The organism is Rhizobium sp. WSM4643, assembly GCF_025152745.1.
Taxonomy (GTDB): domain Bacteria; phylum Pseudomonadota; class Alphaproteobacteria; order Rhizobiales; family Rhizobiaceae; genus Rhizobium; species Rhizobium leguminosarum_I.
In genome coordinates this window covers 2,509,958-2,536,594 of sequence record NZ_CP104040.1, presented here as the reverse complement: position 1 = coordinate 2,536,594, position 26,637 = coordinate 2,509,958, and the positions used below count along the sequence as shown (strand labels likewise).

The following is a 26,637-nucleotide window of genomic DNA, read 5'->3' as shown; positions in this document are numbered from 1 at the left end:
ACGAGTAATTCGTCGCATCTGCTATTCGCATTGCGGAGCGCTGCCATGACCGATCGTCCAAGAGCCCGGATTTCCTCACGAAAACAGCCCAGGCAGGCCCGATCGAGCGAGCTCGTGGCGGCGATCCTGGATGCCGCTGCTCAGGTTTTGGCGCGGGAAGGCGCCCAGCGCTTCACCACGGCGCGGGTGGCCGAAAGGGCCGGCGTCAGCATCGGATCGCTCTACCAATATTTCCCCAACAAGGCGGCGATCCTCTTCCGGCTGCAGAGCGACGAATGGCGGCAGACGACGGACATGCTCGGCGGCATTCTCGCCGATGCGCAGAGGCCACCGCTCGAACGGCTGCGCCGCCTCGTCCATACCTTCCTCCGCTCGGAGTGTGAGGAGGCGGCGATGCGTGTGGCGCTCCATGACGCAGCACCCCTTTATCGCGATGCACCGGAGGCGCAGGCGGCGAGGGCATCGGGAGACCGCATCGTCGAACTGTTCATGCAGGAAGTGCTGCCTTCTGCGCCGGAGGCGACCCGGGCGCTTGCCGGCGAGCTGATCAGCACGACGCTCGGCACGGTGGGCAAGCAGTTCTCGGAGGCTCCGCGGAGCCTTGCCGAGATCGACGCCTATGCCAACGCCATGGCCGACATGTTTTGCGCCTACCTCGAACGGCTTGGGTTCGGCCAGGACCGGGCATAACGTTCCCGGCGGCATACCCGCCTCGTCCGACATTTTGGAACTGCCCGTCTGGTTCCACAATGGCGATCTCGTATGCCTATGGTTGCCGCAGGCACCCTGCGGCATCACTTAGCGTGAAGGATCCCGAAGGGCTCGTTTATTTCGCCAGCACGATATGCGTGGCGTGTTCGGTTGCGACATGCTCGGCGACGCGGAAGCCGAGGGCCGGCAGATCGATACCTGCAAACATCGCCTCGCCCTTGCCGAGCACGACCGGTGAGATGGCGAAATGCAGTTCGTCGATCAGGCCTGCCTGTAGGTATTGGCGGACGGTGCTGACGCCGCCGCCGATTTTCACATCCTTGTCGCCGGCCGCGGCCTTCGCCTCGTCAAGCGCTTCCTCGATGCCGCCGGTGATGAAGTGAAACGTCGTGCCGCCCTCCATGGCGATCGGTTCGCGGGGATAATGCGTCAGGATATAGGTCGGCGCGTGATAGGGCGGGTTCGGTCCCCACCAGCCTTTCCAGGCGTCATCCGGCCAATCGCCACGGACGGGGCCGAACATGTTGCGCCCGAGAATGAAGGCGCCGAAATTGGCCATGCCGCGGGCCGCATAATCCTCGTCAACGCCCTCAGAACCGCCGTCCTTTCCGGTCATCGCGCGGAAGGTGCGGGTACGGAAAAACCATTCGAACATCTCCGTTCCCCGCTTGCCCAGCGGATCGTTCATGCTTTGCTCCAGCCCGGCGCCGAAACCATCCACGGAAAGGGAAAATGCTGCGACACGCACCTTAGACATGCTGCTCTCCTCCATCTGATTGCAAATTGAAACTAGTTGCCTTGTTGCATAAGTGATCCTATATTGCAACCAGTTTTCGAAGGAGAATATCGTGGATATCGAACTGCGGTCGGGTTGCCCGATCAACCTGACGATGGAAGTGTTGGGCGACCGGTGGAGCCTCATCATCATCCGGGACATCATGTTTGGCAACCGCCGCCATTTCCGCGATCTTCTGACCCATTCGGAGGAGGGGATCGCCTCCAACATTCTGGCCGCCAGGCTGAAGCGCCTGCTCTCGCTCGGGTTCATCAGCAAGCGGGACGATCCGAGCCACAGTCAGAAAGCGATCTACAGCCTGGCGGAGCCGGCGATCCAGCTGGTGCCCGTCTTCGCCATGATCGGTGCGTGGGGGCGGCGACATATGCCTGTGAGCGAGGAGCTGAGCATTCGCGCGCAGCTTCTCGAAGAAGGCGGGCCGCCGCTGTGGGAGGAGTTCATGGAGGATCTCCGGCAGATCCACATCGTCGATCCGATCGGCGGCGCCAACGGTACATGCACTTCGCCGGTGCTCGCGAAGCTGACGGCGGCGTTCCTCGAGGTCCGCGGGAGATCGTTGTCGCAGGCATCCTGATAACGAGGGAGGTCGGCCCGCCCGATCAGCCGCCGGCGCCCTGGTATTTGCCGGTGGCATACAGCCAGTGGGCGATTGCGATCAACACCCAGATCGGGCCGGCCACCAGAGCCACGGGCCCGGCCCAGTCCCCGAGGATCGGGATGGGCTTGCCGAGCAGGGCGCCGACGGGGACCGAACTGGTCAGGGCCAACGGGACCGCGGTGACCAGGATGGTCTGGATGCCGCCGGGAAAAATATTGAGCGGGTAGCGCGTCAATTCCCAGAAGCCGAAGAAGATCGAGAACAGATGGTTGGACCGCACCCAGATCAATGCCGTGGCGCCGATCATGGTGATGAGTGCACCCGTCAGCAGCGTCGCGCTGATAAGCGCAGCAATGAAGAATGATGCGGACCAGACCGACCAGGCGAAGTCGACGGACAGAACGGCCCAAGCCATGAGCGCCACTGCGAGGATGACGTGGCCGGCATAGCCGATATTAAGGCCGGAAAAGACCAGATAGGCCCAAGGGCTGAAAGGCTTGACCAACAGCGTGTCGTAAGTGCCGAGCCGCACCAGTTCTTCGAGCTCGCGCAATTGCACGAAGCTCATCGCGGCACCCAGCGAATAAGCGAGCAGCTGAAAGCTGAACAGCAGCGCAAGCTCCGGCCAGGTCCAGCCGCCGAGGGTGTCGAAGCGGGCAAGCAGGATTCCGATGGTGGCGAAGACGCTGCCATAGGAAAGGATCTGCGCAAGACGGTCGAGCCAGAAAGCGCCGCGATATTCCATTTTGGAGCGGACATGCATCCGGACCAGCAGTGGAAGGACGCGCAGGTGGTGCATGAGCATGATCAACCTCCCTGCACGGTGATGCGGGTGGAGGCGCGGCGCCACAGCCAGAGGACTCCGGCCAGGAACAACGCGGCCCAGGCAAGGCCCAGGCCGAGATGGAGCCAGACTTCGGCCGTGGAAAGCCTGCCGAGATAGACGGCATTGGGGTAATAAACCACCCAGGCGAAGGGCAGGTGGCGGGCAATCATGGCCAGAGGTTCGGGAAAGAACCAGAAGGGCACCAGCAGGCCCGAGAACAATTGCAGCAGGGCGCCCAGGATCCAGTCCAGCGAGAAGCTCGTCATCAGCCAGAAGGCGACGAGGCCGAAGAGCGCCGACATCAGGAACAGCAGCGTAAAGGACAGCGCCCAGAAGGCGACGAACATCAGGCCATCGAACAGGCTCGCCGGCGGCAGCATGCCGTAAAACAACGCGGTGAAGGCGACGGTCGGAATGACCTGGGTCATCAGGCGATAACCGAAGCTGCCGCATTCGTTGGCGAAGAGATAGAGCGGATAGGACAAGGGCTTGAGCAGCCAGACCGCGATATCGCCTGTCTTGAGTGACCGGCCGATCTCGCCGATGATCCTTTCGGGGCGGGTCGCGCCCATCACGGCGCCGCCGAGCAGGGCATAGGTGACCATCTGCTGCAGGGAAACGCCTTCGACCACGATGCCGCCGATGCCGGCATAGGCTGCCTGCCAGATGGCGACACGCGCGAAGACCTGTACGAGTTTGCCGAAGATATTGGCCCATACTTCGTTGCGGTAGGCGAGCTGCGAATGGAAGGAACTGCGCGCGAAGGCGAAATAGGCGCTCATGATGCCCGGGCCTTGGCATTGCTATGCTGGTCGGCGTTGCGGCGCTGGTAGAAGGTGCGGATGACCTCTTCGATGTCGGGCTCGTGCAGCGCCACGTCCTTAAGGTCGCGCCCGCTGCCGACCTCCGACAGGATTGCTACCAGCGAGATGTCTTCACGCTCGATGAGATAGTTCTTGCGCAAGCCCTCGTCGCTGACGAGAGCCGCGGTGCGCAATGGCAGCGGTCCAGGGTCAGTGGCAAATTCGAGTGTCAGCCGCCGGGCCGAGCCCAATGCCGCGCGCAGGCTCTTCAATTCGCCGTCGAAGATCAGCCTGCTATGGTCGACCATGATCAGCCGCGGGCAGATGGTCTCGATGTCCTGCAGGTCGTGGGTGGTGAGAATGATGGTGACGCCGCGCTCGCGGTTGATCTCGGCGAGAAAACGCCGCACCGCATCCTTGGCGACCACATCAAGTCCGATGGTCGGCTCGTCGAGAAAGAGGATCTTGGGATCGTGCAGCAGTGACATCACGATCTCGGCGCGCATGCGCTGGCCGAGGCTGAGCTGGCGCACCGCGCGGTCGAGAAAGGGCGTCAAATCAAGCAACTCGCTGAAGCGCCGGAGATTATCCGTATAACGCGCGACGGGGATATCATAGATGCGCTGGTGCAGGGTAAAACTGTCGATCAGCGGCAGGTCCCACCATAGCTGGCTGCGCTGGCCGAAAACGACACCGATCTCGCGGGCATTGTCCATCCGCTTCAGATGCGGCGTTCGGCCGAGCACCGAGAGCATGCCGGCGCTCGGCACCAGGATGCCGGTCATCATCTTGATCATCGTCGATTTGCCGGCGCCATTGGGGCCGAGATAGCCCACGGCTTCGCCCGCCGCGATGTCGAAACCAATGTCGGAAACGGCCAGAACTTCCGTATATTCGTTGGTCACCAGTGTCTTCAGCGCGCCCAGCAGGCCCGGAAATCTCTTGTGCTGCCGGAAGCGTTTGCTGACGCCCCGCGCCTCGATCAAAGCCGTCATATGTATTTCCTCGAGGGTGATTCCAGCCGATTCGGCAGCAGCAACCAGGCTAACGCGGGGTTCGGCCAGTTCAAGCAAAAGTCGCTTTTTTGGCGTTACTCAATCGAACCTAGCCTTTTGCGTTGACAGCCATGATCAATCGATTCCTGTTAGGATCATGAAGATTCTCGCAATATCCGGCAGCGCCCGGCGCAATTCCACCAACACGGCTATGCTGCAGGCGATCCGTGCCATAGCACCCAGCGATATCGAAGTTTCGATCTTCGACGGCGTCGGGCGGTTGCCGGTATTCTCGCCGGATCTCGAGGGAGAATGGCTACCGGAGGCGGTGCGGGATTTCATCGATGTGATCGCTCAGAGCGACGGGGTGATCATTGCCAGCCCGGAATATGTCCGATCCATCCCCGGCGGCCTCAAGAATGCGATCGACTGGCTCGTATCCGGAGATGAGATCGTCCATAAACCGATCGCCCTGCTGCACGCATCGCATCGCGGTGATGACATGCTGGCAGGCCTTCGCACTATCCTTGCGACAGTCACCGACCGGTTTGCGTGCAATATTTTCCTCAGGCTTCCTCTCATGAAACTGGAGCCGGCCGAGGTGTTCAAGGTCGTCGGAGCAGCGGAGAACCGTTCCAGAGTGCAGGCCTATCTTCAGGCATTCTCGGCCTATTGCCTGGCAGGCAGCAAGATCGCCTGAGGTCCGCTCGCAGCATCATCGAACCTCCATCAGGAGGCCGTTCTCGAACGTCGTCTTTTCGTGAAGCGTATGCAGAATGACGAGCGGGGCTGCGAGCAGTACGGCGAGGATAAAAGCGGAGAGGACGTGTCTCGTCAGGAAACGGAGGATAGGTCGGATCATCTTGATCTCCAGCTACCGAGAATATTCCTTGTGCTGGACCTCGACGATTGCGGCAGCATGACCGGCTGCCTTGCGAGCTCCGCAATGCTGCCGCAACCCTTGTGGCGGACAGAGGGGAGAACGAGACAATGGACAGGCGATGCGGATACTGTTGATAGAGGATGAGAGGGAGTTGGCCGAGGCGCTGTCGTCCGCACTCGGCAAACATGGGATCGTCACCGACCACACGGTGCATCTTGCCGACGCCGTCGAGCTGACGCGGCAGAACCTCTACGATGCGATCCTGCTCGACCGGCGCCTGCCCGATGGGGAGGGGCTGAGCTTCATTCCCGAGCTCAGGCGGACGGGGAAGGATACGCCGATCATCGTGCTGACGGCGCTGAACGAACCGAAGGAGCGGATCGAGGGCCTCGACCTCGGGGCCGACGACTATCTCGGAAAGCCGTTCCTGGTCGAGGAACTGATGGCGCGGCTCAGGGCCGTGCTGCGGCGATCGCCTGAATTGGCCGAACTCAAGATCACCGCCGGGCGGATGGTGATCGACCCGCTGCATCTCAGCGTCACCGTCGATGCCGTGCCGCTCGATCTCCCCCGGCGCGAACTTCTGGTGCTGGCGGCACTCGCAAGGCGCAAAGACAAGACCGTGCTGCGCTCGACACTGGAGGCGGCGGTTTATAACTACGAAGAGGAAATCCAGTCGAATGCGCTCGACGCGCATATTTCGCGGCTGCGCAAGCGGCTGATCGATGCCGGCGCCGGCGTCGCGATCCATAATATCCGCGGCGTCGGCTATCTCATGAAGGAAGAATGATGCGCCAGGCGACCAAGGCGAACCTCTCACTCTGGTGGACGCTCAGCTGGCAGCTCAGTATCGTTTTCGTGGCTGTTGTTGCGACTGTGATCATCGGGCTTTGCATTTACGCCACCAGCATCCTCTCGCCCAATGAAGGAATGCAGGTTCAGCTGACTGCAGCCCTCGAAGAAGCTCTTACGCGTGACTCGCAGGGCAGGATCGCCATCGCGGATAGCCCGCGCCTCAGGTCTTTGAAGGCTGAGAACAACAGGCTCTGGTTTTTCGTCGCAACACCCGGTGGACAAACGGCCTCTTACGGCGCAATACCGGCGCCCTATGCGGACCTAGCCCGGTACGTCTACCTCATCAAGGACGCCGACATACGAGGGGCGTCTGGTACGACCGAGGTTGCCTCCATCGACCGTGTCGACACGGCACAAGGCGAGTACAGAGTGATGTACGGCGGAAACGCCAGCAGAAGCTCCGCATTTCTGGCAATACTCGGCAAAACCTACCTCATTTACACACCACTTTTGGCCATCGCTTTGCCCGGGGTTTTTCTAACGATCCCCCGTGTCGTAGCGCGCGCTTTGGCCGGCGTGAAGGATATAGCGAGCAAGGCATCGGAAATCGAACCCCGCCGGCAAGGAGCCCGATTGCCGGTGGATGGTATCCCCACGGAAATCGCACCATTGGTGATTGCCTTTAACGGAACGCTTGAGCGGCTTGAGAACGAGTTTAAGAAACGCCAGCGCTTCCTGATCGATGCGGCGCATGAGCTGCGGACGCCGATCGCTATCATGCAGACGCGCATCGACGGCATGCCCGATGGGCGCGAGCGGCAGCGGCTGCTTGACGACGTGGCGCGGCTGGCCGAGGCAGCCGAACAATTGCTCGATTTCGAGCGGAACCACCAGGCGGCCGATCTCGACGAAACGGTCGATCTCGTCGAGATCGGTCGGACGGTGGTCGCCGATCTTGCGCCGCTGGCCATTGTCGGCGGCTACCAGATATGTTTTCAAAGCGAGACGGAGAGCATTGAACGCCGCGGCAGCCCTTCCGCCCTGCCGCGGGCGGTCAGCAATTTGGTGCGCAACGCCATCGATCACGGCGGCAATAGGGGCATGATCACGGTCTCGGTATCGCGCTCGACTTCCGGCGGCGGCCGGATCAGCGTCGCCGACGAAGGGCCGGGCATTCCGGCCGAGCATCGAGAGCTGGTGTTCGAGCCGTTTTATCGCGTCACCCCGAAGAGCAAGGGCGCCGGTCTCGGCCTCAGCCTGGTCAAGCAGGTCGCCGCAAATCATGGCGGCGAGGTCAGCATCGAAAGCAGTGCAGCCGGAACAAGGGTAACGATCGAACTCGTATAGGCCCGGCCGACTTGGGTCGCATTCGCCGGTCGGCAACGAACTGTAATGTTGCGGCAATTCTCCACCGCCACTTTCGCCCGATGCTAGGGCGCCAAGGACGCTCCAGTTCTTTAAACCTGCGCATAATCCCTTCCGAAATTCGATTTCGATTTTCCGGGTTATGCGCTATCGGCGACGGAGGCCAGACAGCGTGCGCAGCAATCCATTCCTATTTTCCTTCCCACGGGCGTCGAGAGGTTTGTCGCTCGCTCTGCCGGTGGCGCTCGCTATGGCCGCGGCCGGGTGCAGTTCGGTGCCGCTGAAGGAGGCCGGCACGCTTTCTTCCTACAGCAATCTCGGCGCGCCGAAGGGCAAGCTGTCAAAATCGCGTGTCTATGTCGATGGGGCGCGCCTTAGCCCGGCAAAGACGGTGAGCATCGTGCCGACGACCTTCGCTTTCAACGCTGCGACCCGCGTCAAATCGGACGCGGACCGGGTGATGGTGGCGAACGCTCTGGACCGGGCGCTCTGCATTTCGCTCAGCGACAAATATCAGCTGGTCTCTGCCGGCCAACCGGCGGATCTGACAATTCGCTCCGTCGTCATCGTGCCGACCAACAAGGCGATGGCGGGTGTTTCGACCGTCGTGACCGTCGGCACCGGTTTCGTACTGCCGGTCGGCGTGCCGCGGCTGCCGGCCGGCCTTGGCGGGCTGGCAGTCGAGGCGGAAGCCGTCGATAGCGGTGGCGTGCAGCGGGCGGCGATCGTCTGGTCGCGCGGGGCGAACTCGCTGCAGAATAACCCCCGCGTGTCCGAAGTCGGCGACGCCTATAGGCTTCGAAATTCAGCAGCGAGTTTTCGCGCATGCTGATCAAAGGCAAGGAGCCGAAGGGATTGGATATCCCGCTGCCCTCCGGGCAGCGGATGAAATCCTGGCTCGGCGGCAAACCGAAATACGCCGCCTGCGACGCTTTCGGCCGCCCGCCCGGACTGATGGGCGCTGTGGCCGCCAAATACGGCGCGCCGCCGCAATGGACCGAGAAGAAGCCGAAACCAGCGGCAACCAATTGAGAGAATCCGGCGCCGGCGCCCAAGCCGCCGCGATCAGCATTCAGCCCGCCCCAGGCTGACGGGACGGACGGAGTAAAGGCGGGCAAGGCTTGTGCTCCGTCCGTCTGCAACCCTTCGCGCAGCCACGTCAGACGACGACGCCAGGCCGCAGCCAGAAATACAGCTTGATCTGATCAGGTCTGTCGGAGGGATGCGGGCCGCGCATGAACAATTCGCCATCCCAGATCCAGAACAGACGGGTGGAGAGAGGCGGCGATCCGGATCCGGCGCGCCACTTGCCATCAGGAATGAAATCGTCGAGAAACCGCGATCTGTCCTGGCGCAGCCGCTGAAGCTCACCGTGAACATAGGCTTCGTCGCCCGCGCGGCGCGGATCGGGAGACCAGCCGGCGGCGAGCGCCGCTTCGAGGCCCGACAGGTTTTCCAGATCAGGGGGAAGCAGGACGATGCGGGTGCCGCGCTTTGCTGTCTCTGCAGATATCATCGATCACCCGCGCTCTGTCAGGCGACGGGGCGATTCGACAGGTTCGACCCGCGCGGCTGGAGCGGAAGACAAGCACGGCTGAGGGCCGTTGAAAAGCAGGCGGGGTTGTTTTGGGACACATCGGCATCAAAAAGCCCCGCATCTTCATGCGAGGCTTGCTCTGATGGATGGGCCGGATTACTGGCACTGGCGGCGCGGGCCGTAATTCGGCTGGTAGGTATTGTCATAGGCGCGGTAGGACCGATAGCGGCTGTAGCAATAGTCCGCATGCGAACCATAGGCACGTGCGCGCGGCTGCGAAGCGATGATACCGCCGATGAGCGCGCCGGCCGCCAAGCCGCCTATTATGGCGCCAGTGTTGTCATGATGGCGATACCGGCGATCGTAGCGCCGATCCCAGCCGTAGCGGTCGTCGCGGTAGTAGTCCCGGTCGCGGTAGTAGTCCCGGTCGCGATAGTGGTGGCGGTTGCGATACCAAATGCGATTATCGCCGAACTGACCCGGGCAGTTGGTGAAGTTATTGCAGCCAACGGTCATGATGCGGGCATCGCTGCTTTGAGGCGCCGGCTGCACCGATTGCACCGGGCTTGGCACGAACGCCGGGCCTGCCGAGGCCGGCATTCCGGAGAAGGCCGTCGCTATCGACAGGGCAATGATGGCGATTCTGTTCATTTCACTCACCTTGGGTAAACGGATCTGTCGATGGGATAACGCCGGGGAAGGGAATAGGTTTCATTTTGGGATGGAAAGAGGCGGCATATGTACGCCTTCGCTAACATAAGAGGGCTACGCACCGCCGCCGGACGGTAGGAACCGCCCGGTCCTAAAGCGCTTCAAGAGCGCGATCCGAGCGATCGCATGAAGCCGTCCCCATCCGCGCTGACAAGATGTGGTCGATCGGGCGCTGGCGTGAAGCCTCAGAATAATACGCCGGATATTTTCAAGCATTGATCCGAATCCGGCTCGCGCTCTATCAGGCTCACCTTCCGCCGGCCAGCAATCGGAGCTGGCTTTCGTCGTGCACACCCTGGCGGTAAAGCTCGATGATGAGGGCGCCCAGACGGTCGGCCTCCTTGCTTGATCTGCCGATCTTTAGCCCGCTACAGAGAGCTTCGTGAACACGCCTGCACACATCGAGGTCCTCGGAGGCAAGCGGTTCGTCACGTGTGCTAAACAGCTTGTCTGACATCGCAATCTGCCCTTTTTCGGATGCCGTGAATCGCTATCGTGGGAAAAAAGATAATTTCGCGATCTTTGCTCTGCAAGATGGGCGAAGGTCCGAAATTCAAAAACATTCGGGGCAGGCACGGGAAGACGCGGGCGAGGGCTTCAGGGATGGATGTGAAACCGATCCGTGTGTCGGCCTGATGGATAGCGTGCGCGTGCTACTTGATTGCGGGGTTCTTGGCGCCTTGCTGCGACAGGCGCAGCTCTTTCAGCCGCTTGGTTTTTTCCCGGCGGGCCCGCTGCTCCGCCTCGATGGTTTCCTTGGCAGCTCGTTCGGTGTTTTCGAAACGATCCTGCCGATAAGCCTTTGATGAGGGTTCACGTTCTCTTTTCATGGCCGCTAAACGCAAATCGGCGAAAACGGTTTCATGGGAAAATGCGTACTGGCTGTCAATCGAACGACATGGCCCGGCGGCCCGGGTGGGGACGGCAAACAGCCAGTCACCATTTATAATTCACTCTGCCGGTCGTATCCGTCACGTGCGTGCGCACCTTTGCCTGCCGCAGCTTGCTGGTTTGGTCGATCGACCTCTGCTGCACCGATTTGGCCGGGCATTTGACGGCGTGGCCGGCTGCGTTGCTGCAGGGGGCGGCGGAGGCGGAGTTGGCGGAGATCATGGCGGTGGCGATTGCCGCAAGCAGGTTGATACGGAGCATCGAATTCATCCAATTTAGCCGCGTGGAGATTTAATTTGGTCATGCCGATGGCAAGCCGTTCATGGCAACCGGGCGCCTCGTCGGCGCCCGGCAACATCACGGATCAGCCTTTGATGAAGGCGAGGATGTCGGGATTTATGATGTCGGCATGGGTGGTGCACATGCCGTGCGGGAATTTCTCGTAGACCTTCAGCGTGGCATTTTGCAGGAGTTTGGACGAGAGCATGGCGGAGTCGGCGATCGGCACGATCTGGTCGTCGTCGCCGTGCATGACGAAGGTCGGCACTGTGATGCTCTTGAGGTCTTCGGTGAAGTCGGTTTCCGAAAAGGCCTTGATGCCGTCGTAATGCGCCTTGGCGCCGCCGATCATGCCTTGGCGCCACCAATTGTTGATGACCGGTTCCAGGACCTTCGCGCCCGGCCGGTTGAAGCTGTAGAACGGACCGCTCGGCAGGTCGTGATAGAATTGTGCGCGATTGTCGGCGAGCTGCTTGCGCAGGCCATCGAAGACTTCGATCGGCAGGCCACCGGGATTGGCTTCCGTCTTCACCATGATCGGCGGTACGGCGCCGATGATGACGAGTTTGGCGACACGGCCCTGCGGCTGGCCGTGGCGGGCGACATAGTGGGTCGCTTCGCCGCCGCCGGTGGAGTGGCCGACATGGACGGTGTTCCTGAGATCGAGATGCTCGACGACGGCTGCGGCATCGGCGGCGTAATGGTCCATATCATGACCGTCACCCACCTGGGTCGAGCGGCCATGGCCGCGCCGGTCATGGGCGACGACCCTGTAGCCCTTCTCAAGGAAGAACAGCATCTGGGCATCCCAGTCGTCGGAGCATAACGGCCAGCCGTGATGGAACATGATCGGCTGGGCAGTCTTCGGCCCCCAATCCTTGTAGAAGATCTCGACGCCGTCCTTGGTGGTAACCGTGCTCATCTTTTGGCTCCATTGGTTGGGGTTGGTTGGATTGATGTGGTGAGAAGTTTGCGCCGTTGCCGGCAGAATTGACAAGGCCACGAGCGCCGTTGGGCCGGAGGCTAGGGGCAAAGAAGGTCGCGCCTGATCAACCCGAATATGTTGATGTGCTTGTAGAATGCCTCTTTCTATTCTATTGATATGACAGAAGTTTGTATGTTTCCGCGAGGATGGGTGGAAACGCGCCCATTTCGCATGGCTGCTCTGGTTTAAGGGCAACGTCTGTAATGAGCCATTTTTTTAATATTCGTTCAATATATCCGTCCGGGTAGTTCAATATATCTGTCCGGGGTAGGTGGGCTCCCGTTCTGCCGTGCATGCAGCTGCCGGCGCTCACTTGAACGCGGTTCATCGCCCAACCATCTAATCCTCATACAACAGCGTCATGGCGGACCGTCGCAACCGCGACGGCTTTGCCGTCGGCGGGACGGCCGTTATTGCCGCCTGAGGATCAAATCATGGGTTACATGGATAAAGACATCGCGCCTCAGAACGACGGGGCGCTGATCGATGCCTATTCGCAATCGATCGCAGCAGCAATCGACATCGTCGGGCCGGCGGTCAGCCGGATCGAGAGGGTGGGCGGCCGGCAGGGGCACGGGTCGGGTTTCGCCGTCTCGCCTGACGGCCTGATCATCACCAACAACCATGTCGTTGATGACGCCAAGGTCGTTCGCATCACCACGCCTGACGGCTTCGTTACCGAGGGCCGCGTGCTCGGCCGGGACGTCGATACCGACATCGCCCTCATTCGCGCCAATACAAGCACCGGCGCCTGGGCGAAGCTCGGAGATTCCCAGCGCCTGCGCAGGGGCCATATCGCGATCGCGATCGGAAATCCGCTCGGCTTCGAGTGGACTGTTACCGCCGGCATCGTCTCGGCGCTCGGCCGGTCGATGCGGGCGGCCAGCGGCCGGCTGATGGAGGATGTGATCCAGACCGATGCGGCGCTCAATCCCGGCAACTCGGGCGGGCCGCTGGTGTCTTCGGGCGGGGAGGTCATCGGCGTCAACACTGCCGTCATCCAGGGCGCGCAGAGCATCGCCTTTGCCGTGGCGTCGAATACGGCCAATTTCGTGGTTTCGGAGATTCTCCGCTATGGCCAGGTCAGACGTGCCTTCATCGGCATAGCAGGCGATACGATCGTGCTGCCGCGCCGGGTGGCCCTTGCGGCGGGCACGGTACAAACGACCTCCGTTCGCATCCGCCGCGTCGAGCCGGAGGGGCCGGCGGCGAAGGGAGGGCTGCAGGAGGGCGATTATATCCTCGCCATCGACGGCAGTCCTGTCGGCGGCGTCGATGATATCGTCCGATTGATGGATGGCAGCAGGATCGGCAGGGATACGGAGATCCTGGTGTTTTCGGTGGCGGGCCGGATCGAGAAGAAGATCTTGCTGCCGATGGCGCGGTCCTGACGCCGCACTTCGGCGCCATGACGAGACGTCACCTACGTCAGGCGCTGACCGCCTCCTGTTCCGTTCCCGAAAAATCCACCGCCGCAAAGGCTGCCGCCAGCACCTCCGGCCCGGCGCCGGTTTTCGCCGCATCGGTGGAGAGGATCTGACGGTAGCGCCTTGCGCCGGGCAGGCCGGTGAAGAGACCGACCATGTGGCGGGCCACGTGCTGCAGCCGGCCGCCGCTGGCGATGTGACGTTCGGCATAGGCCATCATCCGGTCACGCAACGCGTCCCAGTCCGGTTCGCTTGCAGGCGCGCCGAAGAAGCGCTGGTCGATGTCTGCTAGGATCGCGGCATTCTGGTAGGCGGCGCGGCCGAGCATGACGCCATCGACATGGGCGAGGTGGCTTGCCGCCTCGTCGAGCGTGCGGATGCCGCCGTTGATACCGATGAAGACATCGGGCCAGCGCTGCTTCATCCGATAGACGATCTCGTAGTCGAGCGGCGGGATCTCGCGGTTTTCCTTGGGGCTCAGGCCCTTCAGCCAGGCCTTGCGCGCATGGATCCAGATCGCATCGGCGCCGGCATCGAGAACGCGGGTGATCAGCTCGGGCAGCGCCTGTTCCGGCTCCTGCTCGTCGACGCCGATCCGGCATTTCACCGTCACCGGCACGGTCGCCACCGCCTTCATCGCCGCGACGCATGCGGCCACCGTCTCCGGCGTCAGCATCAGGCAGGCGCCGAAGGTGCCCGACTGCACGCGGTCGGAAGGGCAGCCGACATTGAGGTTGATCTCGTCATAGAAGTAGGCTTCGGCGATCTTCACCGCCTCGGTAAGCTTTGCTGGGTCCGATCCGCCGAGCTGCAGTGCCAGCGGATGCTCGGCAGCGTCATGACCGAGCAGCCGGTCGCGCGGGCCGTGGATGATCGCATCCGCCACCACCATCTCGGTGTAGAGCAGCGCCTCGCGGCTGATCTGTCGGTGGAAATAGCGGCAATGCCGATCCGTCCAGTCGATCATCGGGGCGACCGCAATAATCGGCCTCTTCTGCGTCATCAACGTTCCATTGTTCCTTATTCCCAGGTGCCGCAGCGCGGCGCGGTCACCGCCGTGTGGGGCGGGCATCCATAAAGCGCGCATATAACACTTGCCGGTGCGATCGACAAATGATGGCAGCGCCGCAAACAGAAACGGCGCCCCTTGCGGAGCGCCGTTCATGCCGCGTGAGCGGAAGTCTGACTTACGAAGCCGAGATGTTGACGGCCTTCGGGCCCTTGCCCATGCGATCCGGCTCGGTGTCGAAAGTAACCTGCTGGCCTTCGCGCAGCGACTGGATGCCAGAAGCCTGCAGCGCAGAGATATGGACGAAAACGTCCTTTGCGCCGCCGTCCGGCGTGATGAAACCAAAACCCTTGTCCTGGTTGAAGAATTTTACGGTGCCCTTGGTGGCCATTGGGATCGTCCTTTTCCCTTAGTCTGTGTAGTATCCGCGCCCCCGAGAGGAAGCGGACGGCTTTAGCTTTCGCCCCGATCGATTGGGACGAAGGGTCAGTCGGAGAAGTCACGTACGGGGAAAGAACGTCTACGTAGGCGGGTAGTCCCGCGCCGCCTTCCAAACGGAAGGGATTACCACATCAGTCCAGTCACCGGCATGCAAATGCCCGAGTAAGTCAATTCGTGCCAGCATTTCGGGCAAAAAGCAAGCGGGATTATTGTGGCATGCCCGCATCGATATCGGGAAATGCCGAAGATTCAGATACTTGACTATGGGTTACCGGATTCTTGCACGGCTGTGCCAAAGCGGGATTCCGTGCCGAAACGGGATGAGCGGCGGATTCGATAGCCGGGCAGGGATTTCGTGGGGCGGTCGGGGCGGCGGGCACACCGATCAGGTTCATGGTGAAGAGGATCGCAGAGTCTGCTCTCCAGTGTTCCTCGCGCCGTCTTTGCTCCGCCCTCATCCTTGTACGTTGCCGTTGCTGTATAAAGGGGCTGTGCGACGGGGATGCGTGTCATCCTTGGGTTTTGAACTCGTGCCTCAGCAAGCATCTCCGTCGCCATGTCTTCGCTCGAACGGTTGGTTGGGCTTCGAGCCCGCGTTGCAAGGAGGAGCAGTCATGCATACCCAGCAATCTTTCATGGTCGGTATCGATGTCTCGAAGGCCCATCTCGACGTGGCCGTCGAGGGCAAACGCGCCGTTGTCCGCTTCGACAACGATGCGCCAGGCTGTGCCGCGCTCGCAACGGCGGTGGCCGGCGCAGAGCTTGTCGTCGTCGAGGCGACCGGCGGTTACGAGATGGCGATCGTCAGAACGCTGATGGCCGCCGGTATTCCCGTCGCCGTCGTCAATCCCCGCCAGGTGCGCGACTTCGCCAGGGCCAGCGGTCGTTTGGCCAAGACCGATCAGGTCGACGCCCGCGTCACTCTCCACTTCGCCAGAGCGATGCGGCCGGCACAGATCCCCCATATCGACGACGGCCGCATCGCGCTTGCTGCGCTTGTCACCCGCCGTCGCCAACTCATCGACATGGCGGTCGCCGAGAAGAACCGCCTCGAGCATGCGCCTGAGGCCGTCGCAGCGCTGGTTGGCGAGACCCTCGCCGCCCTCAAGGCCCAACTCGCCCGCGTCGATGCCGCAATCGCGCTTGCCATCGAGGCCGAGCCCGACATGGCCGAACGCCGCGATCTGCTGTTGACCGTGCCGGGCATTGGCGAGGTCGGAGCCGCCGTGCTCATCGCCGAACTGCCCGAACTCGGCGCCATCGACGACAAGAAGCTCGCAGCCCTCGTCGGGGTCGCCCCTATCGCTCACGACAGCGGCACATGGCGTGGACAACGCCACATCGCCGGCGGCCGCGCCACCGTCAGATGCGCCCTCTATATGGCTACCCTCTCGGCCATCCGTTGCAACCCGGCCATCAAGACCTTCCACAAAAGGCTGCGCGACGCGGGCAAACCGCCCAAGGTCGCCATCGTCGCCGCCATGCGAAAGCTCATCATCATGATCAACACTATTCTTAAAAGACGAACCCCATGGAACCAGCCCCAACAACACGGTTGCTGAGGTGCGTAGCCCGCAGGGCGAAGCCTCGAAGGATGGGGCGGCCACCGGCGCCATTGCTTTCGATTCTGCATAGGGGGCTCTGTGGAATGCAGGTGGGAGGAGCTTCCACGCCCGCCCTCGTGGTTCGAGACGGCCCCCTGGGCCTCCTCACCATGAGGGCTCTCTTTGGCGCCTGCGACTTTTATTCTACAGCCAGTGCAATTGTCCACTCCATCCTCTTCGTAGGCTAGGCCCCCAACGGCCGCCCACCTACTGCGCATCCCCCAGCAACCCGCTCAGGCTCCAGGGATTATCACCTTTCTGGTTGGCGATGTCATCGACCTTCCAGCCGCCGTGTTCGCGCACCAAGGTATAGAAGAGCGTCACCTCTTCGCCGTTTTCGAACTCCACCTCCACCTCGGCCTTGTCATCCAGCAGGATCGGTTGGCCGATCCTGACGTCGCTCGCCGCGCCATCCTGACCGGCGATGACGGGGTCGAAGTCGATCGCGCCGACATCGCCCTCCGGTGTGTTGTCGAGATCGGTCTGGAGGAGTTGGTTCAGGTGGTCGGAGAAGAAAGTCGAATAGGGCGAGGGCGCCTCGGCGTCGCTGTTATCTGTGTCGTAGCTGTAGAGCGCCTTGAGCAGTGCCTTCGGCGTCTTGTAGGTCGCCGCTGATGCGGGCAGGGCTGCGAGCGTCAGCGCGGCGAGGGCGAGGATGAATGTGGGCAGGCGCATGCGAACTCTCCTCGGATGGGCGGTGAATCATAGCGGAATCGGGCGCGGAGGTGGAGCGGCATTTTTGGAGGGTGCGGAGGGGCCGCCGAAATTCCTGAAATCAGGAGCTGCCCGACATCCGGTCGAGGAGACCGATCGACAGCAGCCTGGTGGGGCTTGCATGACGCAAGCCTCACCTGGTGTTGAAAGCCGTTGGTGGCGCATCTTTGCCTCCAGCAGCCATCCCGTCGAGGCTAGATCAATGCCTCATGCGACAGCGCAAACGACGGCTCGAAGACGTCCTTCACGGCGAGCGTGAAATCGTGGCTGGTGACGTTTCCGGCCGCGTCGTAGGCTTCGGCGGTGAAGGTCAGGCTATGGGTGCTTTCGAAATCGATCGCCGCCTTCGTCTGGATCTTGTTGCCGACGAGCTTGAAGACGCCGTCGGCATCATCGGTCAGCCGCCATTTCACCGTGCCGCCTTCCGGATCGACCGCCGACAGGAGCCCGACCGAGCTGCCGATCGCGATATTCTCGGAGACCGAGCCGCGCGAGAAGGCGAGATTGGTCGGCGCCTTGTTGACGGGGGCTTCGTTGACGTCGAGGACATTGATCGTGATGTCCTTTTCGACCGTGACCTTGCCGTCGGAGACAGCCACCTTGATCGTGTGCGACTTGTCCGTCTCGTAGTCCAGCGACTTCGAGGTGACGATGCGGTCGCCCTTTATCCGGAAATGATCGTTGGCGCCGTCGAGCAGCGTATAGGTGAGGGCGTCGCCATCGGCGTCCTTGGCGCTGAGCAGGCCAACCGTGGTCCAGATCGGCGTATCCTCGGAGAGGGCGGTCTTCGAAAGCTGGATATTGGTCGGCGCGGCATTACCCTTCGGCGTAAAAGTTTCCGTGGCGAAATCGTAGACGCCGTCGGCAAAGCGCGCCAATTCGACGTCTGTCAGCGTATCCGTCCCTTCCGCGGCGCTCGTCAGGATATGATCGCCATTATTCAGTGCGAAGGAATAATTGACGAAATTGCCGGAGAAGATTGCCGTATCGATGCCGTCGCCGCCATTGATGGTGTCGTCACCGGCGCCACCGGTCAATTTGTCATTGCCGGCATTGCCATTGAGGATGTCGTTGCCACCGTTGCCGTCGAAAATGTCGTTGCCGTCGGTGCCTGTGAACTCGTCGTCGCCGCTGCCGGTCTTGACGTCAATGCCGGAGACATAGCCGTCGATGAAAGATCCGAGATCTCCCAGCTCGTCAGAGAGATCGAGGTGGGCACTGTCCGTCAGTGCCACCGAGGCGCGAAAATCGCCGAACGGATCGGTCGACCAGACGATCTTGTCGAAGCTTTCGAGCTGCGCGCTCGATCCGGCAACCGACCATCCGGCCGTTTCAAGAATCTCGACGTTCTTGATCGTCAGGCCCTGGAGTGAGCTTATCTGCAGCGTATCGATCCCGGCGCCGCCATCGATCGTTCCGGAATTCATAGGAGCGAATGTCTCAAGAGTTATGGCATCGTTGCCGTCGCCCGCATCGATATCAACCACTTCAGAGGCAAGGCCAAAAAGCTCACCATCGGAGATGGTATCGTTACCCGCGCCGCCTCTGATGATGTCATTTCCGAGGTCGCCCCAGAGCCAGTCATTGCCGTCACCGCCATTCAGCGTGTCATGGCCATCCCCGCCATGAAGCTGATCGTTTCCGGCCCCGCCGTTCAGCGTGTCATTGCCGTCATCGCCATTGATATTGTCATTGCCGGCGCCTGTGGTGATCGCATTGTCGCCGCTCGAGCCCGTCACATTTGCGGAGCCAGATCCCAGTTCGTCGGCAAGGTCCACCGCCCCGGAATCCGAGACGACCAGATTGACCGCGACGAGAGGATTGATTTCGGAGTCGCGGATGACGTCGTACGCTTCGAACTCAGCGCCGGTCTTGGTAATCGTGGCACCGTTCGTGTCCAGGATATTCAGCGGAGTACCCGGCTCGGTGCTGTTGAGCGTGAAGGTTTCCGTCGCGAAGTCGTAAACGCCATCGGCAAAGCGCGCGAATTCGACGTCTGTCAGCCTATCCGTGCCTTCCAGCGCGCTCGTCACGACACGGCTGCCATTGTCGATCTCGAAGGAATATTCGCCAAAATTGCCGGCGAAAACAGCCGTGTCGATGCCGGCGCCGCCATTGATGGTGTCGTTGCCGTCGCCGCCGGTCAATTTGTCATTGCCGTCGTTGCCATTGATGAGGTCGCTGCCGCCGCTGCCGTCGAAAATGTCGTTGACGTCGCTGCCCGCAAACTCATCATTGCCATCACCGGTTTTGACGTCAATGCCGGAGAAGCCACGGACAAGGGTCCCGAGATCTCCCAGTTCGTCGAAAAGATCGAGGTGGGCGCTATCCGTCACTATCAGTGAGGGATCAAAATTAAAGACCGGATCGGTTGATCTGGCGATCTTGTCGAAGCTCTCGAACTGTGCGCTCGAACCGCTAACCTGAAAGTCCGCCAATTCAAGCACTTCGACGTTCTCGATCGTCAGGCCCCGGAGCGCCGAGGCACGCAACGTATCGATCCCAGCACCGCCGTCGATCGTTCCCGATATCAGTGGAGCGAATCTCTCTATGGTTATCAAATCGTCGCCGTCGCCGCCGGCGATGTCGACGATTTCTGGCTGGAGGCTGCCATCAGGTCCGAGCACAAAGCCAAAGCCACCATCAGTGATCCTGTCGTTGCCGTCACCGCCGATCAGCTTGTCGTTGCCGGCGTTGCCGTAGATCGTATCGTCGCCGCCACCGCCGCTCAGCGTGTCCGCGCCTTCGCCGCCTGAGATGTTATCGTTGCCGGCGCCCGTCGTGACCGTGCTGCTGCCGCTCGATACCGTCACGTTCGCCGATACCAAGCCCAGCTCGTCGGCCAGATCCGCCACGGACGAATCGGAAACAGTGAGGGAGACAGATGCGGAAGGGCTGGCTTCAGAGTCGCGGATAACATCGTAAGCTTCGAACTCAGCGCCGGTCTTGGTAACTGTGGCGCCGTTCGTGTCCAGAATATTCAAGGCCATATTATATATCTTTCCCCAAAAGATGCGTTGTACTCGGCAATATGAGACATCCCCCGAAAGAACTGTTTTATTGCTCGGCGGACGACAACCCCCGGGGATCTATGCCAATCCCCGATTAAGTTTTCAATGCGAAATTGTATCTTTTCATTGCTAATTAATGAAAAACTAAGGATGAAATACTGGGAAGCGAATTTTAATTCGAGAACTCAAAGTCACGCTTTGGTTTCGTAAATAGTATTATCTTTCGTTTTCGGATGGGATGCTCTCGCGAAAATTGTGTTTTCAGCGGGTTCTTCGATAATGCTGCGCCGCGCGACGGTCGCGCCACTATCGTAGGTTGGTGTTGGCTTCGACCTGTTCAGGCCTCACACGAGCTTGATGAGTCCCGCCTCAGTCGAAGTAAATCCGCAAGCGTGGTAGAAGCCGGTCAGGTGCGGCTCGAAATCGACATGCAGCCACTCGGCGCCGCGGTCTCGCGCAACCCTCGTCGCTTCCCGGACCAGCCGCGTCGCAACCCCCTGCCGCCGCATGTCGGGATGGACCGATGTATCGAGGATGAAGGCATGGATGCCGCCATCCCAGGCGACGTTGACGAAGCCGACGAGCCGGTCGTCCTGATAGGCGCCGATATGAGCGAGGCTGCGGGAGAGGATAGGGGTGAAATCGCGGTCGTGCGGGCTGCCCCAGGCGGCGGAAAAGAGCGCGTTCAGTTCGGCGGCGGACGGGAAAGGGTCGATGCGAATTTCTGGCATGGGGAATTCCGTCCGTGGACACGCAGCAAGCCAGAAAGGCTGATCCATAAAATCGCCCATGGTGTCTCCAAAGCGATTGCCTAGACACGCACCCATGGTGTTAGCATCCGAGATTCGTCAACCGCGCCGATTACGAAAGGCGCGGCTGACCCAGCGACACACAAAACTATCTTAAACTAGGCCGCCTGGTTGGTCGGTTTGTCGTTATCGTCCCGGCCGCCCAGTCTTCCCCTTCGTCCGGCTCTTGCGCTTCTGCTCGCCCGGATCCTCATAGCTCCCCACGCCCGTCTTCCCGCGCACGACCGGTCGCACGTCATTGCGTTCCGGCTGGCCCTCCAGCAGCGGTGAAAACCGCTTCGTGCTCTTGGCGGCTTCGGGCTTTTCCGGCAGCGCGCCGGTGACCGGCTTTTCCGTTCGGCCGACGGTCATTTCGTCGAGGTCGTTTTTGCGGAAGAGGGTCTTCTTTGTGGGCTCGGCGATGTCGCGGCCCATCTCATCCAGAGCGGGTTTGCGGAAGAGGGGAGTAGTGGTGTCGGTGCCTGGGCCCATGTCGTCGAGGCTGGGTCTGGAGAAGTAGGAGGGGGTGGCCCCCTCATCCGCCCTGCCGGGCACCTTCTCCCCGGCGGGGAGAAGGGATTCGCGGGTCGCTTTGGCGTTCCGTCTGACGCCTTCCATCGCCTTTGACTCTTCTCTAGCCATGGGATCGTCCATAACCGCCAGCTCGGCAGCCTTGAGGCGTTTGATTTCGTCGCGAAGGCGGGCGGCTTTTTCGAAGTCGAGGTCGGCGGCGGCGTCGCGCATGCTCTTCTCGAGCGCGTTGAGGTGGGTCTGCAGGTTGTTGCCGACGAGGTTGCCGCCATCGGCGAAGCCCTTGCCCGAGACGCCCGAGATATCGGCGCGGACGTGGTCGCGTTCGTAGACGCTGTCGAGGATGTCGGAAATCCTGGCCTTGACCGATTCCGGGGTGATGCCGTGTTCCTGGTTATAGATCATCTGCTTTTCGCGGCGGCGGCTGGTTTCCTCCATCGCTCGCTTCATCGAGCCGGTGACCTGATCGGCATAGAGGATGACCTTGCCGTCGACGTTGCGGGCGGCGCGGCCGATCGTCTGGATCAGCGATGTCTCGGAGCGCAGGAAGCCTTCCTTGTCGGCGTCGAGGATGGCGACGAAGCCGCATTCGGGAATATCCAGGCCTTCGCGCAAGAGGTTGATGCCGACGAGCACGTCGAAGGCGCCGAGGCGCAGATCGCGGAGGATCTCGATCCGCTCCAGCGTGTCGATGTCGGAATGCATGTAGCGCACGCGCACGCCCTGCTCATGCAGATATTCGGTCAGGTCCTCGGCCATGCGCTTGGTCAGCACGGTGCAGAGCGTGCGGTAGCCCTTGGCCGATGTCTCGCGGATCTCGCCGAGCACGTCGTCGACCTGGCTGCGGGCCGAGCGGACCTCGACCGGCGGGTCGATCAGGCCGGTCGGGCGGATCACCTGTTCGGCGAAGACGCCGCCCGATTGCTCCATTTCCCAGCCGCCGGGGGTGGCCGAGACGGCGATGGTGTCGGGGCGCATGGCGTCCCATTCCTCGAAGCGCAGTGGCCGGTTGTCCATGCAGGAGGGCAGGCGGAAGCCGTATTCGGCCAGGGTCGCCTTGCGCCTGAAGTCGCCCCGATACATGCCGCCGATCTGCGGCACGGTGACATGGCTCTCGTCGATGAAGACGAGGGCGTTGTCGGGGATATATTCGAACAGCGTCGGTGGCGGATCGCCGGGGTCGCGGCCGGTGAGATAACGCGAATAGTTCTCGATGCCCTGGCAGGAGCCGGTGGCTTCGAGCATTTCGATATCGTAGCGGGTGCGCTGCTCCAGGCGTTGGGCCTCCAGCAGGCGGCCGGCTTTTTCCAGCTCGGCGAGGCGAAGCCTGAGCTCCTCCTTGATCGACTTGATGGCGCCGTTCAGCGTCGGGCGCGGGGTGACATAGTGCGAATTGGCGTAGATCTTCACCGATTTCAGGTCGCCGACCTTCTGGCCGGTGAGCGGGTCGAATTCGGTGATGGCGTCGATCTCGTCGCCGAACATCGAGATGCGCCAGGCGGCATCTTCCAAGTGGGCGGGGAAGAGCTCGATCGTGTCGCCGCGCACCCGGAAGGATCCGCGGGTGAAATCCATGTCGCGGCGCTTATATTGCTGGGCGACGAGGTCGGCCAGCAGCTGGCGCTGGTCGAGCCGGTCGCCGACCGACATCTGGAAGGTCATCGCGGTATAGGTCTCGACCGAACCGATACCGTAGATGCAGGAGACCGAGGCGACGATGATGCAATCGTCACGTTCGAGCAGAGAGCGCGTCGCCGAGTGGCGCATGCGGTCGATCTGCTCGTTGATCGAGGATTCCTTCTCGATATAGGTGTCGGAGCGCGGCACATAGGCTTCCGGCTGGTAATAATCGTAGTAGGAAACGAAATATTCTACCGCATTGTCGGGGAAGAAGTTCTTGAATTCGGAATAGAGCTGGGCGGCCAGCGTCTTGTTCGGTGCCAGGATGACCGCCGGGCGCTGCGTCGCCTCGATCACCTTGGCCATGGTGAAGGTCTTGCCGGAGCCGGTGACGCCGAGCAGCACCTGGCTGCGGTCGCCATTCTCCAGCCCCTCGACGAGATCGCGGATGGCTGTGGGCTGGTCGCCGGCCGGCTCGTAGTCCGACTGCATGCGGATGGCGATGCCGCCTTCGGATTTGTCGGGGCGGGCAGGGCGGTGCGGCGTCCAGATCTTGCCGTTCTTGTGCAGCGGATTGCCGCTCTCGATCAGCGCCGACAGAGCCTCGACCGTGGCGGTGACGGCGGTGCCGGCCTGCAGCGACGAGGCCTCCTCCAGCGTCGTATCCATGCCGGAGACGGGGTTGAGGCCGGCGGCCGCGCGCGTCTTCGGATCGGTCGAGCCGCCCATGGAGGTGCCGCGCGCACTCTTTGAAGCGCTCACGCTGTCGGCGCTTTGCGCCTTCGCTCCGCGAGGGCCTCGCAACGGCTCGGACGCCCGTTCGGGCTTGCGGCCTTCGGCCGATTTGGCGGCGATTTCGACCTTCTTGCGATGTTTGCCGGCCTTGGAGGCGATCTGGCGCTGGGTCTCGACGCCCGAGGCTTCGGCATCGGCCTCCAGCTGCTTCACCCAATCGGCAACCGAGCCTGAGAGCGGGGCTCCCTCAAAAGACGATTGGGGAGCTTCCTCGAAGCCATTCGGGGCGGGGGATTTCTTCGGAGATCTGGCCATGGCGGGAATATGGAGGGAGTCAGAGCGAAAGTGAAGAGGGAAAGAGTACAAAAGGGAAACGAATGAATCGTTCGGATTTTTGAATAGTGGGGTGGTGGCTCAACGTGCGATATCAAAGAGCCCGCCCCACAATACCAAAGACCCCGCCCCAACCCCCTCCCCACAAGGGGGAGGGGCTTAATTTGCGGCACCCGCTTTTCCAATTCCTCAACGTTTCGGAAGAGGCAAGGCGGTGTCGCCGGATTAGCCCCTCCCACCTGTGGGGAGGGGTTGGGGAGGGGTCTTTCTTCAGCGGTTCTACACTCATCAAGCTGAACGCTGGTCCGCCGGCCCCTCCAGGGGCGCGAGGTTCAACGCACTGTTGATCAACCCGACATGGCTGAAGGCCTGCGGGAAGTTGCCGAGCATGCGATGGGCGGCGGGATCATATTCTTCCGCCAGAAGCCCGACATCGTTGCAGATATAAAGCAGCCGCTCGAACAGGCGCAGCGCATCGTCGCGGCGGCCGATCATGCCAAGGGCGTCGACGAGCCAGAAGCTGCAGGCGAGGAACGCGCCTTCGCCTGGCGGCAGGCCGTCGTCTACCTCCTGCGTCTCGTAGCGCAGCAGCAGGCCATCGCGCAGCAGCTTGCGCTCAATCGCCTCGACTGTCGCGACATAGCGCGGATCATCAGGCGGGATGAAGCCGACCATGCCCAGATGAAGCAGGCTGGCATCAAGCGCCTTGGAGCCGTAGGCCTGCACGAAACAGCCGAGTTCGGGATCGAAAGCCTTCTCGCAAACCTCGGTATGGATGTGATCTGCGAGCGTGCGCCAACGTGCGGCGGCCTCGGGCTCGCCGTCCACCTCGGCAATCTGGACGGCGCGGTCGAAGGCCACCCAGGCCATGACCTTCGAATAGGTGAAATGCTGGCGCTGGCCGCGCACCTCCCAGATGCCTTCATCGGGTTCCACCCAGATTTTTTCGAGAAAGGGCAGAATGGCCGCCGCCAGTTCGCGTTCGCGGTGATGCGGCGGAAGCCCGCCCTTGCGGGCCTGCAGCATGGCGTCGGCCACCTCGCCATAGACATCAAGCTGCATCTGTTCGGCAGCGGCATTGCCGATGCGTACAGGTGTCGAGCCCTCGTAGCCACTCAGCCAGGAAACCTGCCATTCCAGCAGATTGCGCTCGCCGGCGACGCCATACATGATCTGCATCTGCGCCGGGACGCCGGCGACCGCGCGCAGCAACCAGTTGCGCCAGGCACTGGCTTCCTCGTAATAGCCGATTTTCATCAGGGCGAGCAGGGTCAGCGTCGCGTCGCGCAGCCAGCAATAGCGGTAGTCCCAGTTGCGCGGCCCGCCGATCTTTTCCGGCAGGGAGGTCGTCGCCGCGGCGACGATGCCGCCCGTCGGCATGTAGGTCAGTGCCTTGAGCGTGATGAGCGAGCGTTTGACCTGTTCCGTCCACCGCCCCACTTTCGGGCAGGCAGCGGCAAAGGATTGCCAGAATTCTTCCGTGTCCGGAAGCGCATATTCCACCTGCCGCCGAACCGGCTGCGGAATATGCGAGGGGGACCAGGTCAGGGTGAAGATCTGGCTCTCGCCAGCGGCAACCTGGAAGGAGCCGACCGTGCTCAGGCCGCGGCCTTCGAGCGGGACGGCGCAATTCAGGGTCAGCCTGTCCGGGCCGGCGATGGCCGTGATGCCGCCATCCTCCCCGTGCGTGACCCAGGGAACGGTTCGACCGTAATCGAAGCGAAGGTTGAGTTCCATATCGAAGGCGACAGTGCCGCTCTTGCCCTCGACGATGCGCATCAGATCGCTCGTGCTATCGCGAAGCGGCATGAAGTCGATGAGAACGGCGGTGCCGGTCTCTGTCTGAAACTCGGTTTCGAGAATGAGCGTATCGTTGCGGTAGCGGCGCGTGACGCGGACTTTTTCACCTGACGGTGACAGCGACCAGAAACCGTTATCCTCGCCGCCGAGCAGGGCGGCAAAACAGGCGGGGGAATCGAAGCGCGGAAAACAGAGCCAGTCGATCGAGCCGTTCTTCGAGACGAGTGCGGCGGTTTCGCAATCGCCGATGAGCGCGTAGTCCTCAATGGGTACCGACACCGCAGCCTCCTTTGCATAGCAGTCTGGCTTTTAGGTAGAGGCCGTGCGCGGAGGTCAAGCGCGGAAACTAACGGGCGGTCGGCGGGCGGCTATCATGTAAACTCCGGATATCAATGGGGCATGTCAGCAATGCCAATCCGGAACGGGAGTGTCCCGATAAAAAAAGTCTG

The 26,637-nt window shown here is 61.7% G+C and carries 25 protein-coding genes and 1 pseudogene; 8 read left to right on the top strand and 18 right to left on the bottom strand.

Going from position 1 to position 26,637, the window contains the following annotated elements; translation table 11 throughout:
* Positions 1 to 45 precede the first annotated feature (45 nt).
* Positions 46 to 690, top strand: a complete 645-nt coding sequence (locus tag N1937_RS12790) for a TetR family transcriptional regulator (protein ID WP_260056299.1) — start codon at positions 46 to 48, stop codon at positions 688 to 690.
* Positions 691 to 826: 136 nt separating this feature from the next.
* Here N1937_RS12790 and N1937_RS12785 read toward each other — a convergent pair whose 3' ends face one another.
* Positions 827 to 1,468 carry a dihydrofolate reductase family protein gene (locus N1937_RS12785; RefSeq protein WP_260056298.1) on the bottom strand — a complete coding sequence of 214 codons (642 nt, stop codon included), beginning with the start codon at positions 1,466 to 1,468 and terminating at the stop codon, positions 827 to 829.
* A gap of 91 nt (positions 1,469 to 1,559) precedes the next feature.
* Here N1937_RS12785 and N1937_RS12780 point away from each other — a divergent pair, with 91 nt between their 5' ends.
* Positions 1,560 to 2,081, top strand: coding sequence for a winged helix-turn-helix transcriptional regulator (locus N1937_RS12780; protein ID WP_170280825.1), 522 nt, complete (start codon positions 1,560 to 1,562; stop codon positions 2,079 to 2,081).
* A 25-nt stretch (positions 2,082 to 2,106) separates the two neighbouring features.
* Here N1937_RS12780 and N1937_RS12775 read toward each other — a convergent pair whose 3' ends face one another.
* From N1937_RS12775 to N1937_RS12765, 3 genes are read right to left on the bottom strand one after another with little or no spacing between them, the layout of a single operon-like run.
* Positions 2,107 to 2,910, bottom strand: a complete 804-nt coding sequence (locus N1937_RS12775; protein WP_260056297.1) for an ABC transporter permease — start codon at positions 2,908 to 2,910, stop codon at positions 2,107 to 2,109.
* Between the two features lie 2 nt (positions 2,911 to 2,912).
* A complete protein-coding gene (locus N1937_RS12770) occupies positions 2,913 to 3,713 on the bottom strand; it encodes an ABC transporter permease (protein ID WP_260056296.1) in 801 nt (266 codons plus the stop codon).
* Positions 3,710 to 4,729: an ABC transporter ATP-binding protein gene (locus tag N1937_RS12765; RefSeq protein WP_260056295.1), complete on the bottom strand. Its 1,020-nt coding sequence runs from the start codon at positions 4,727 to 4,729 to the stop codon at positions 3,710 to 3,712. The genes N1937_RS12770 and N1937_RS12765 overlap by 4 nt, the downstream gene beginning before the upstream one ends.
* 157 nt (positions 4,730 to 4,886) lie before the next feature.
* Here N1937_RS12765 and N1937_RS12760 point away from each other — a divergent pair, with 157 nt between their 5' ends.
* Complete coding sequence (locus N1937_RS12760; RefSeq protein ID WP_260056294.1) at positions 4,887 to 5,429, top strand: NADPH-dependent FMN reductase; 543 nt, start codon at positions 4,887 to 4,889, stop codon at positions 5,427 to 5,429.
* Positions 5,430 to 5,444: 15 nt separating this feature from the next.
* On the opposite strand, the gene N1937_RS12755 is transcribed toward N1937_RS12760, so the two are convergent.
* Positions 5,445 to 5,591: a hypothetical protein gene (locus N1937_RS12755; protein WP_260056293.1), complete on the bottom strand. Its 147-nt coding sequence runs from the start codon at positions 5,589 to 5,591 to the stop codon at positions 5,445 to 5,447.
* A gap of 139 nt (positions 5,592 to 5,730) precedes the next feature.
* On the opposite strand from N1937_RS12755, the gene N1937_RS12750 reads away from it, so the two are divergent.
* The 3 genes and pseudogenes from N1937_RS12750 (at position 5,731) to N1937_RS12740 (ending at position 8,804) form a co-directional block, all read left to right on the top strand.
* Entirely contained in the window at positions 5,731 to 6,402 is a 672-nt protein-coding gene (locus tag N1937_RS12750; RefSeq protein WP_017964789.1) for a response regulator transcription factor, read from the top strand.
* Positions 6,402 to 7,754 carry a sensor histidine kinase gene (locus N1937_RS12745; protein ID WP_260056292.1) on the top strand — a complete coding sequence of 451 codons (1,353 nt, stop codon included), beginning with the start codon at positions 6,402 to 6,404 and terminating at the stop codon, positions 7,752 to 7,754. Before N1937_RS12750 ends, N1937_RS12745 begins: the two co-directional genes overlap by 1 nt.
* A gap of 160 nt (positions 7,755 to 7,914) precedes the next feature.
* Positions 7,915 to 8,804 (top strand): annotated as a pseudogene (locus N1937_RS12740) (DUF3313 domain-containing protein).
* A 127-nt stretch (positions 8,805 to 8,931) separates the two neighbouring features.
* Here N1937_RS12740 and N1937_RS12735 read toward each other — a convergent pair.
* The 6 genes from N1937_RS12735 to N1937_RS12710 form a co-directional block, all read right to left on the bottom strand.
* Positions 8,932 to 9,288, bottom strand: a complete 357-nt coding sequence (locus N1937_RS12735) for a hypothetical protein (protein ID WP_170280831.1) — start codon at positions 9,286 to 9,288, stop codon at positions 8,932 to 8,934.
* Positions 9,289 to 9,465: 177 nt separating this feature from the next.
* Positions 9,466 to 9,960 carry a BA14K family protein gene (locus N1937_RS12730; RefSeq protein WP_162117362.1) on the bottom strand — a complete coding sequence of 165 codons (495 nt, stop codon included), beginning with the start codon at positions 9,958 to 9,960 and terminating at the stop codon, positions 9,466 to 9,468.
* A gap of 307 nt (positions 9,961 to 10,267) precedes the next feature.
* On the bottom strand, positions 10,268 to 10,477 hold the full coding sequence (locus N1937_RS12725; RefSeq protein WP_017964784.1) for a hypothetical protein: 210 nt from the start codon (positions 10,475 to 10,477) through the stop codon (positions 10,268 to 10,270).
* A 196-nt stretch (positions 10,478 to 10,673) separates the two neighbouring features.
* Positions 10,674 to 10,910, bottom strand: coding sequence for a hypothetical protein (locus N1937_RS12720; protein WP_260058948.1), 237 nt, complete (start codon positions 10,908 to 10,910; stop codon positions 10,674 to 10,676).
* A 46-nt stretch (positions 10,911 to 10,956) separates the two neighbouring features.
* A complete protein-coding gene (locus N1937_RS12715) occupies positions 10,957 to 11,172 on the bottom strand; it encodes a hypothetical protein (protein ID WP_162117360.1) in 216 nt (71 codons plus the stop codon).
* A 103-nt stretch (positions 11,173 to 11,275) separates the two neighbouring features.
* Positions 11,276 to 12,112, bottom strand: a complete 837-nt coding sequence (locus tag N1937_RS12710) for an alpha/beta fold hydrolase (RefSeq protein ID WP_162117359.1) — start codon at positions 12,110 to 12,112, stop codon at positions 11,276 to 11,278.
* A 497-nt stretch (positions 12,113 to 12,609) separates the two neighbouring features.
* Between N1937_RS12710 and N1937_RS12705 the strand changes: the two genes are divergently transcribed.
* Positions 12,610 to 13,566: a S1C family serine protease gene (locus N1937_RS12705; RefSeq protein WP_260056291.1), complete on the top strand. Its 957-nt coding sequence runs from the start codon at positions 12,610 to 12,612 to the stop codon at positions 13,564 to 13,566.
* 37 nt (positions 13,567 to 13,603) lie between these two features.
* Here N1937_RS12705 and dusA read toward each other — a convergent pair whose 3' ends face one another.
* Both dusA and N1937_RS12695 read right to left on the bottom strand, forming a co-directional pair.
* Positions 13,604 to 14,605, bottom strand: coding sequence for a tRNA dihydrouridine(20/20a) synthase DusA (gene dusA, locus N1937_RS12700; RefSeq protein ID WP_260056290.1), 1,002 nt, complete (start codon positions 14,603 to 14,605; stop codon positions 13,604 to 13,606).
* Between the two features lie 184 nt (positions 14,606 to 14,789).
* Positions 14,790 to 15,002, bottom strand: coding sequence for a cold-shock protein (locus N1937_RS12695; protein ID WP_003540801.1), 213 nt, complete (start codon positions 15,000 to 15,002; stop codon positions 14,790 to 14,792).
* 664 nt (positions 15,003 to 15,666) lie between these two features.
* Here N1937_RS12695 and N1937_RS12690 point away from each other — a divergent pair.
* Entirely contained in the window at positions 15,667 to 16,614 is a 948-nt protein-coding gene (locus N1937_RS12690; RefSeq protein ID WP_260056289.1) for an IS110 family transposase, read from the top strand.
* 249 nt (positions 16,615 to 16,863) lie between these two features.
* Here N1937_RS12690 and N1937_RS12685 read toward each other — a convergent pair whose 3' ends face one another.
* From N1937_RS12685 to N1937_RS12665, 5 genes are all read right to left on the bottom strand, one after another.
* Positions 16,864 to 17,331: a DUF3828 domain-containing protein gene (locus N1937_RS12685; RefSeq protein WP_170280835.1), complete on the bottom strand. Its 468-nt coding sequence runs from the start codon at positions 17,329 to 17,331 to the stop codon at positions 16,864 to 16,866.
* Between the two features lie 233 nt (positions 17,332 to 17,564).
* The gene (locus N1937_RS12680) at positions 17,565 to 20,360 is read right to left on the bottom strand and encodes a metal-binding protein (RefSeq protein ID WP_260056288.1); all 2,796 of its coding nucleotides are present in this window, start codon (positions 20,358 to 20,360) and stop codon (positions 17,565 to 17,567) included.
* Between the two features lie 365 nt (positions 20,361 to 20,725).
* Positions 20,726 to 21,112 carry a GNAT family N-acetyltransferase gene (locus N1937_RS12675; RefSeq protein ID WP_260056287.1) on the bottom strand — a complete coding sequence of 129 codons (387 nt, stop codon included), beginning with the start codon at positions 21,110 to 21,112 and terminating at the stop codon, positions 20,726 to 20,728.
* 204 nt (positions 21,113 to 21,316) lie between these two features.
* Positions 21,317 to 24,370, bottom strand: a complete 3,054-nt coding sequence (gene uvrB, locus N1937_RS12670) for an excinuclease ABC subunit UvrB (protein ID WP_260056286.1) — start codon at positions 24,368 to 24,370, stop codon at positions 21,317 to 21,319.
* A gap of 306 nt (positions 24,371 to 24,676) precedes the next feature.
* The gene (locus tag N1937_RS12665; RefSeq protein WP_260056285.1) at positions 24,677 to 26,467 is read right to left on the bottom strand and encodes a glycoside hydrolase family 15 protein; all 1,791 of its coding nucleotides are present in this window, start codon (positions 26,465 to 26,467) and stop codon (positions 24,677 to 24,679) included.
* Between the last annotated feature and the right edge of the window lie 170 nt (positions 26,468 to 26,637).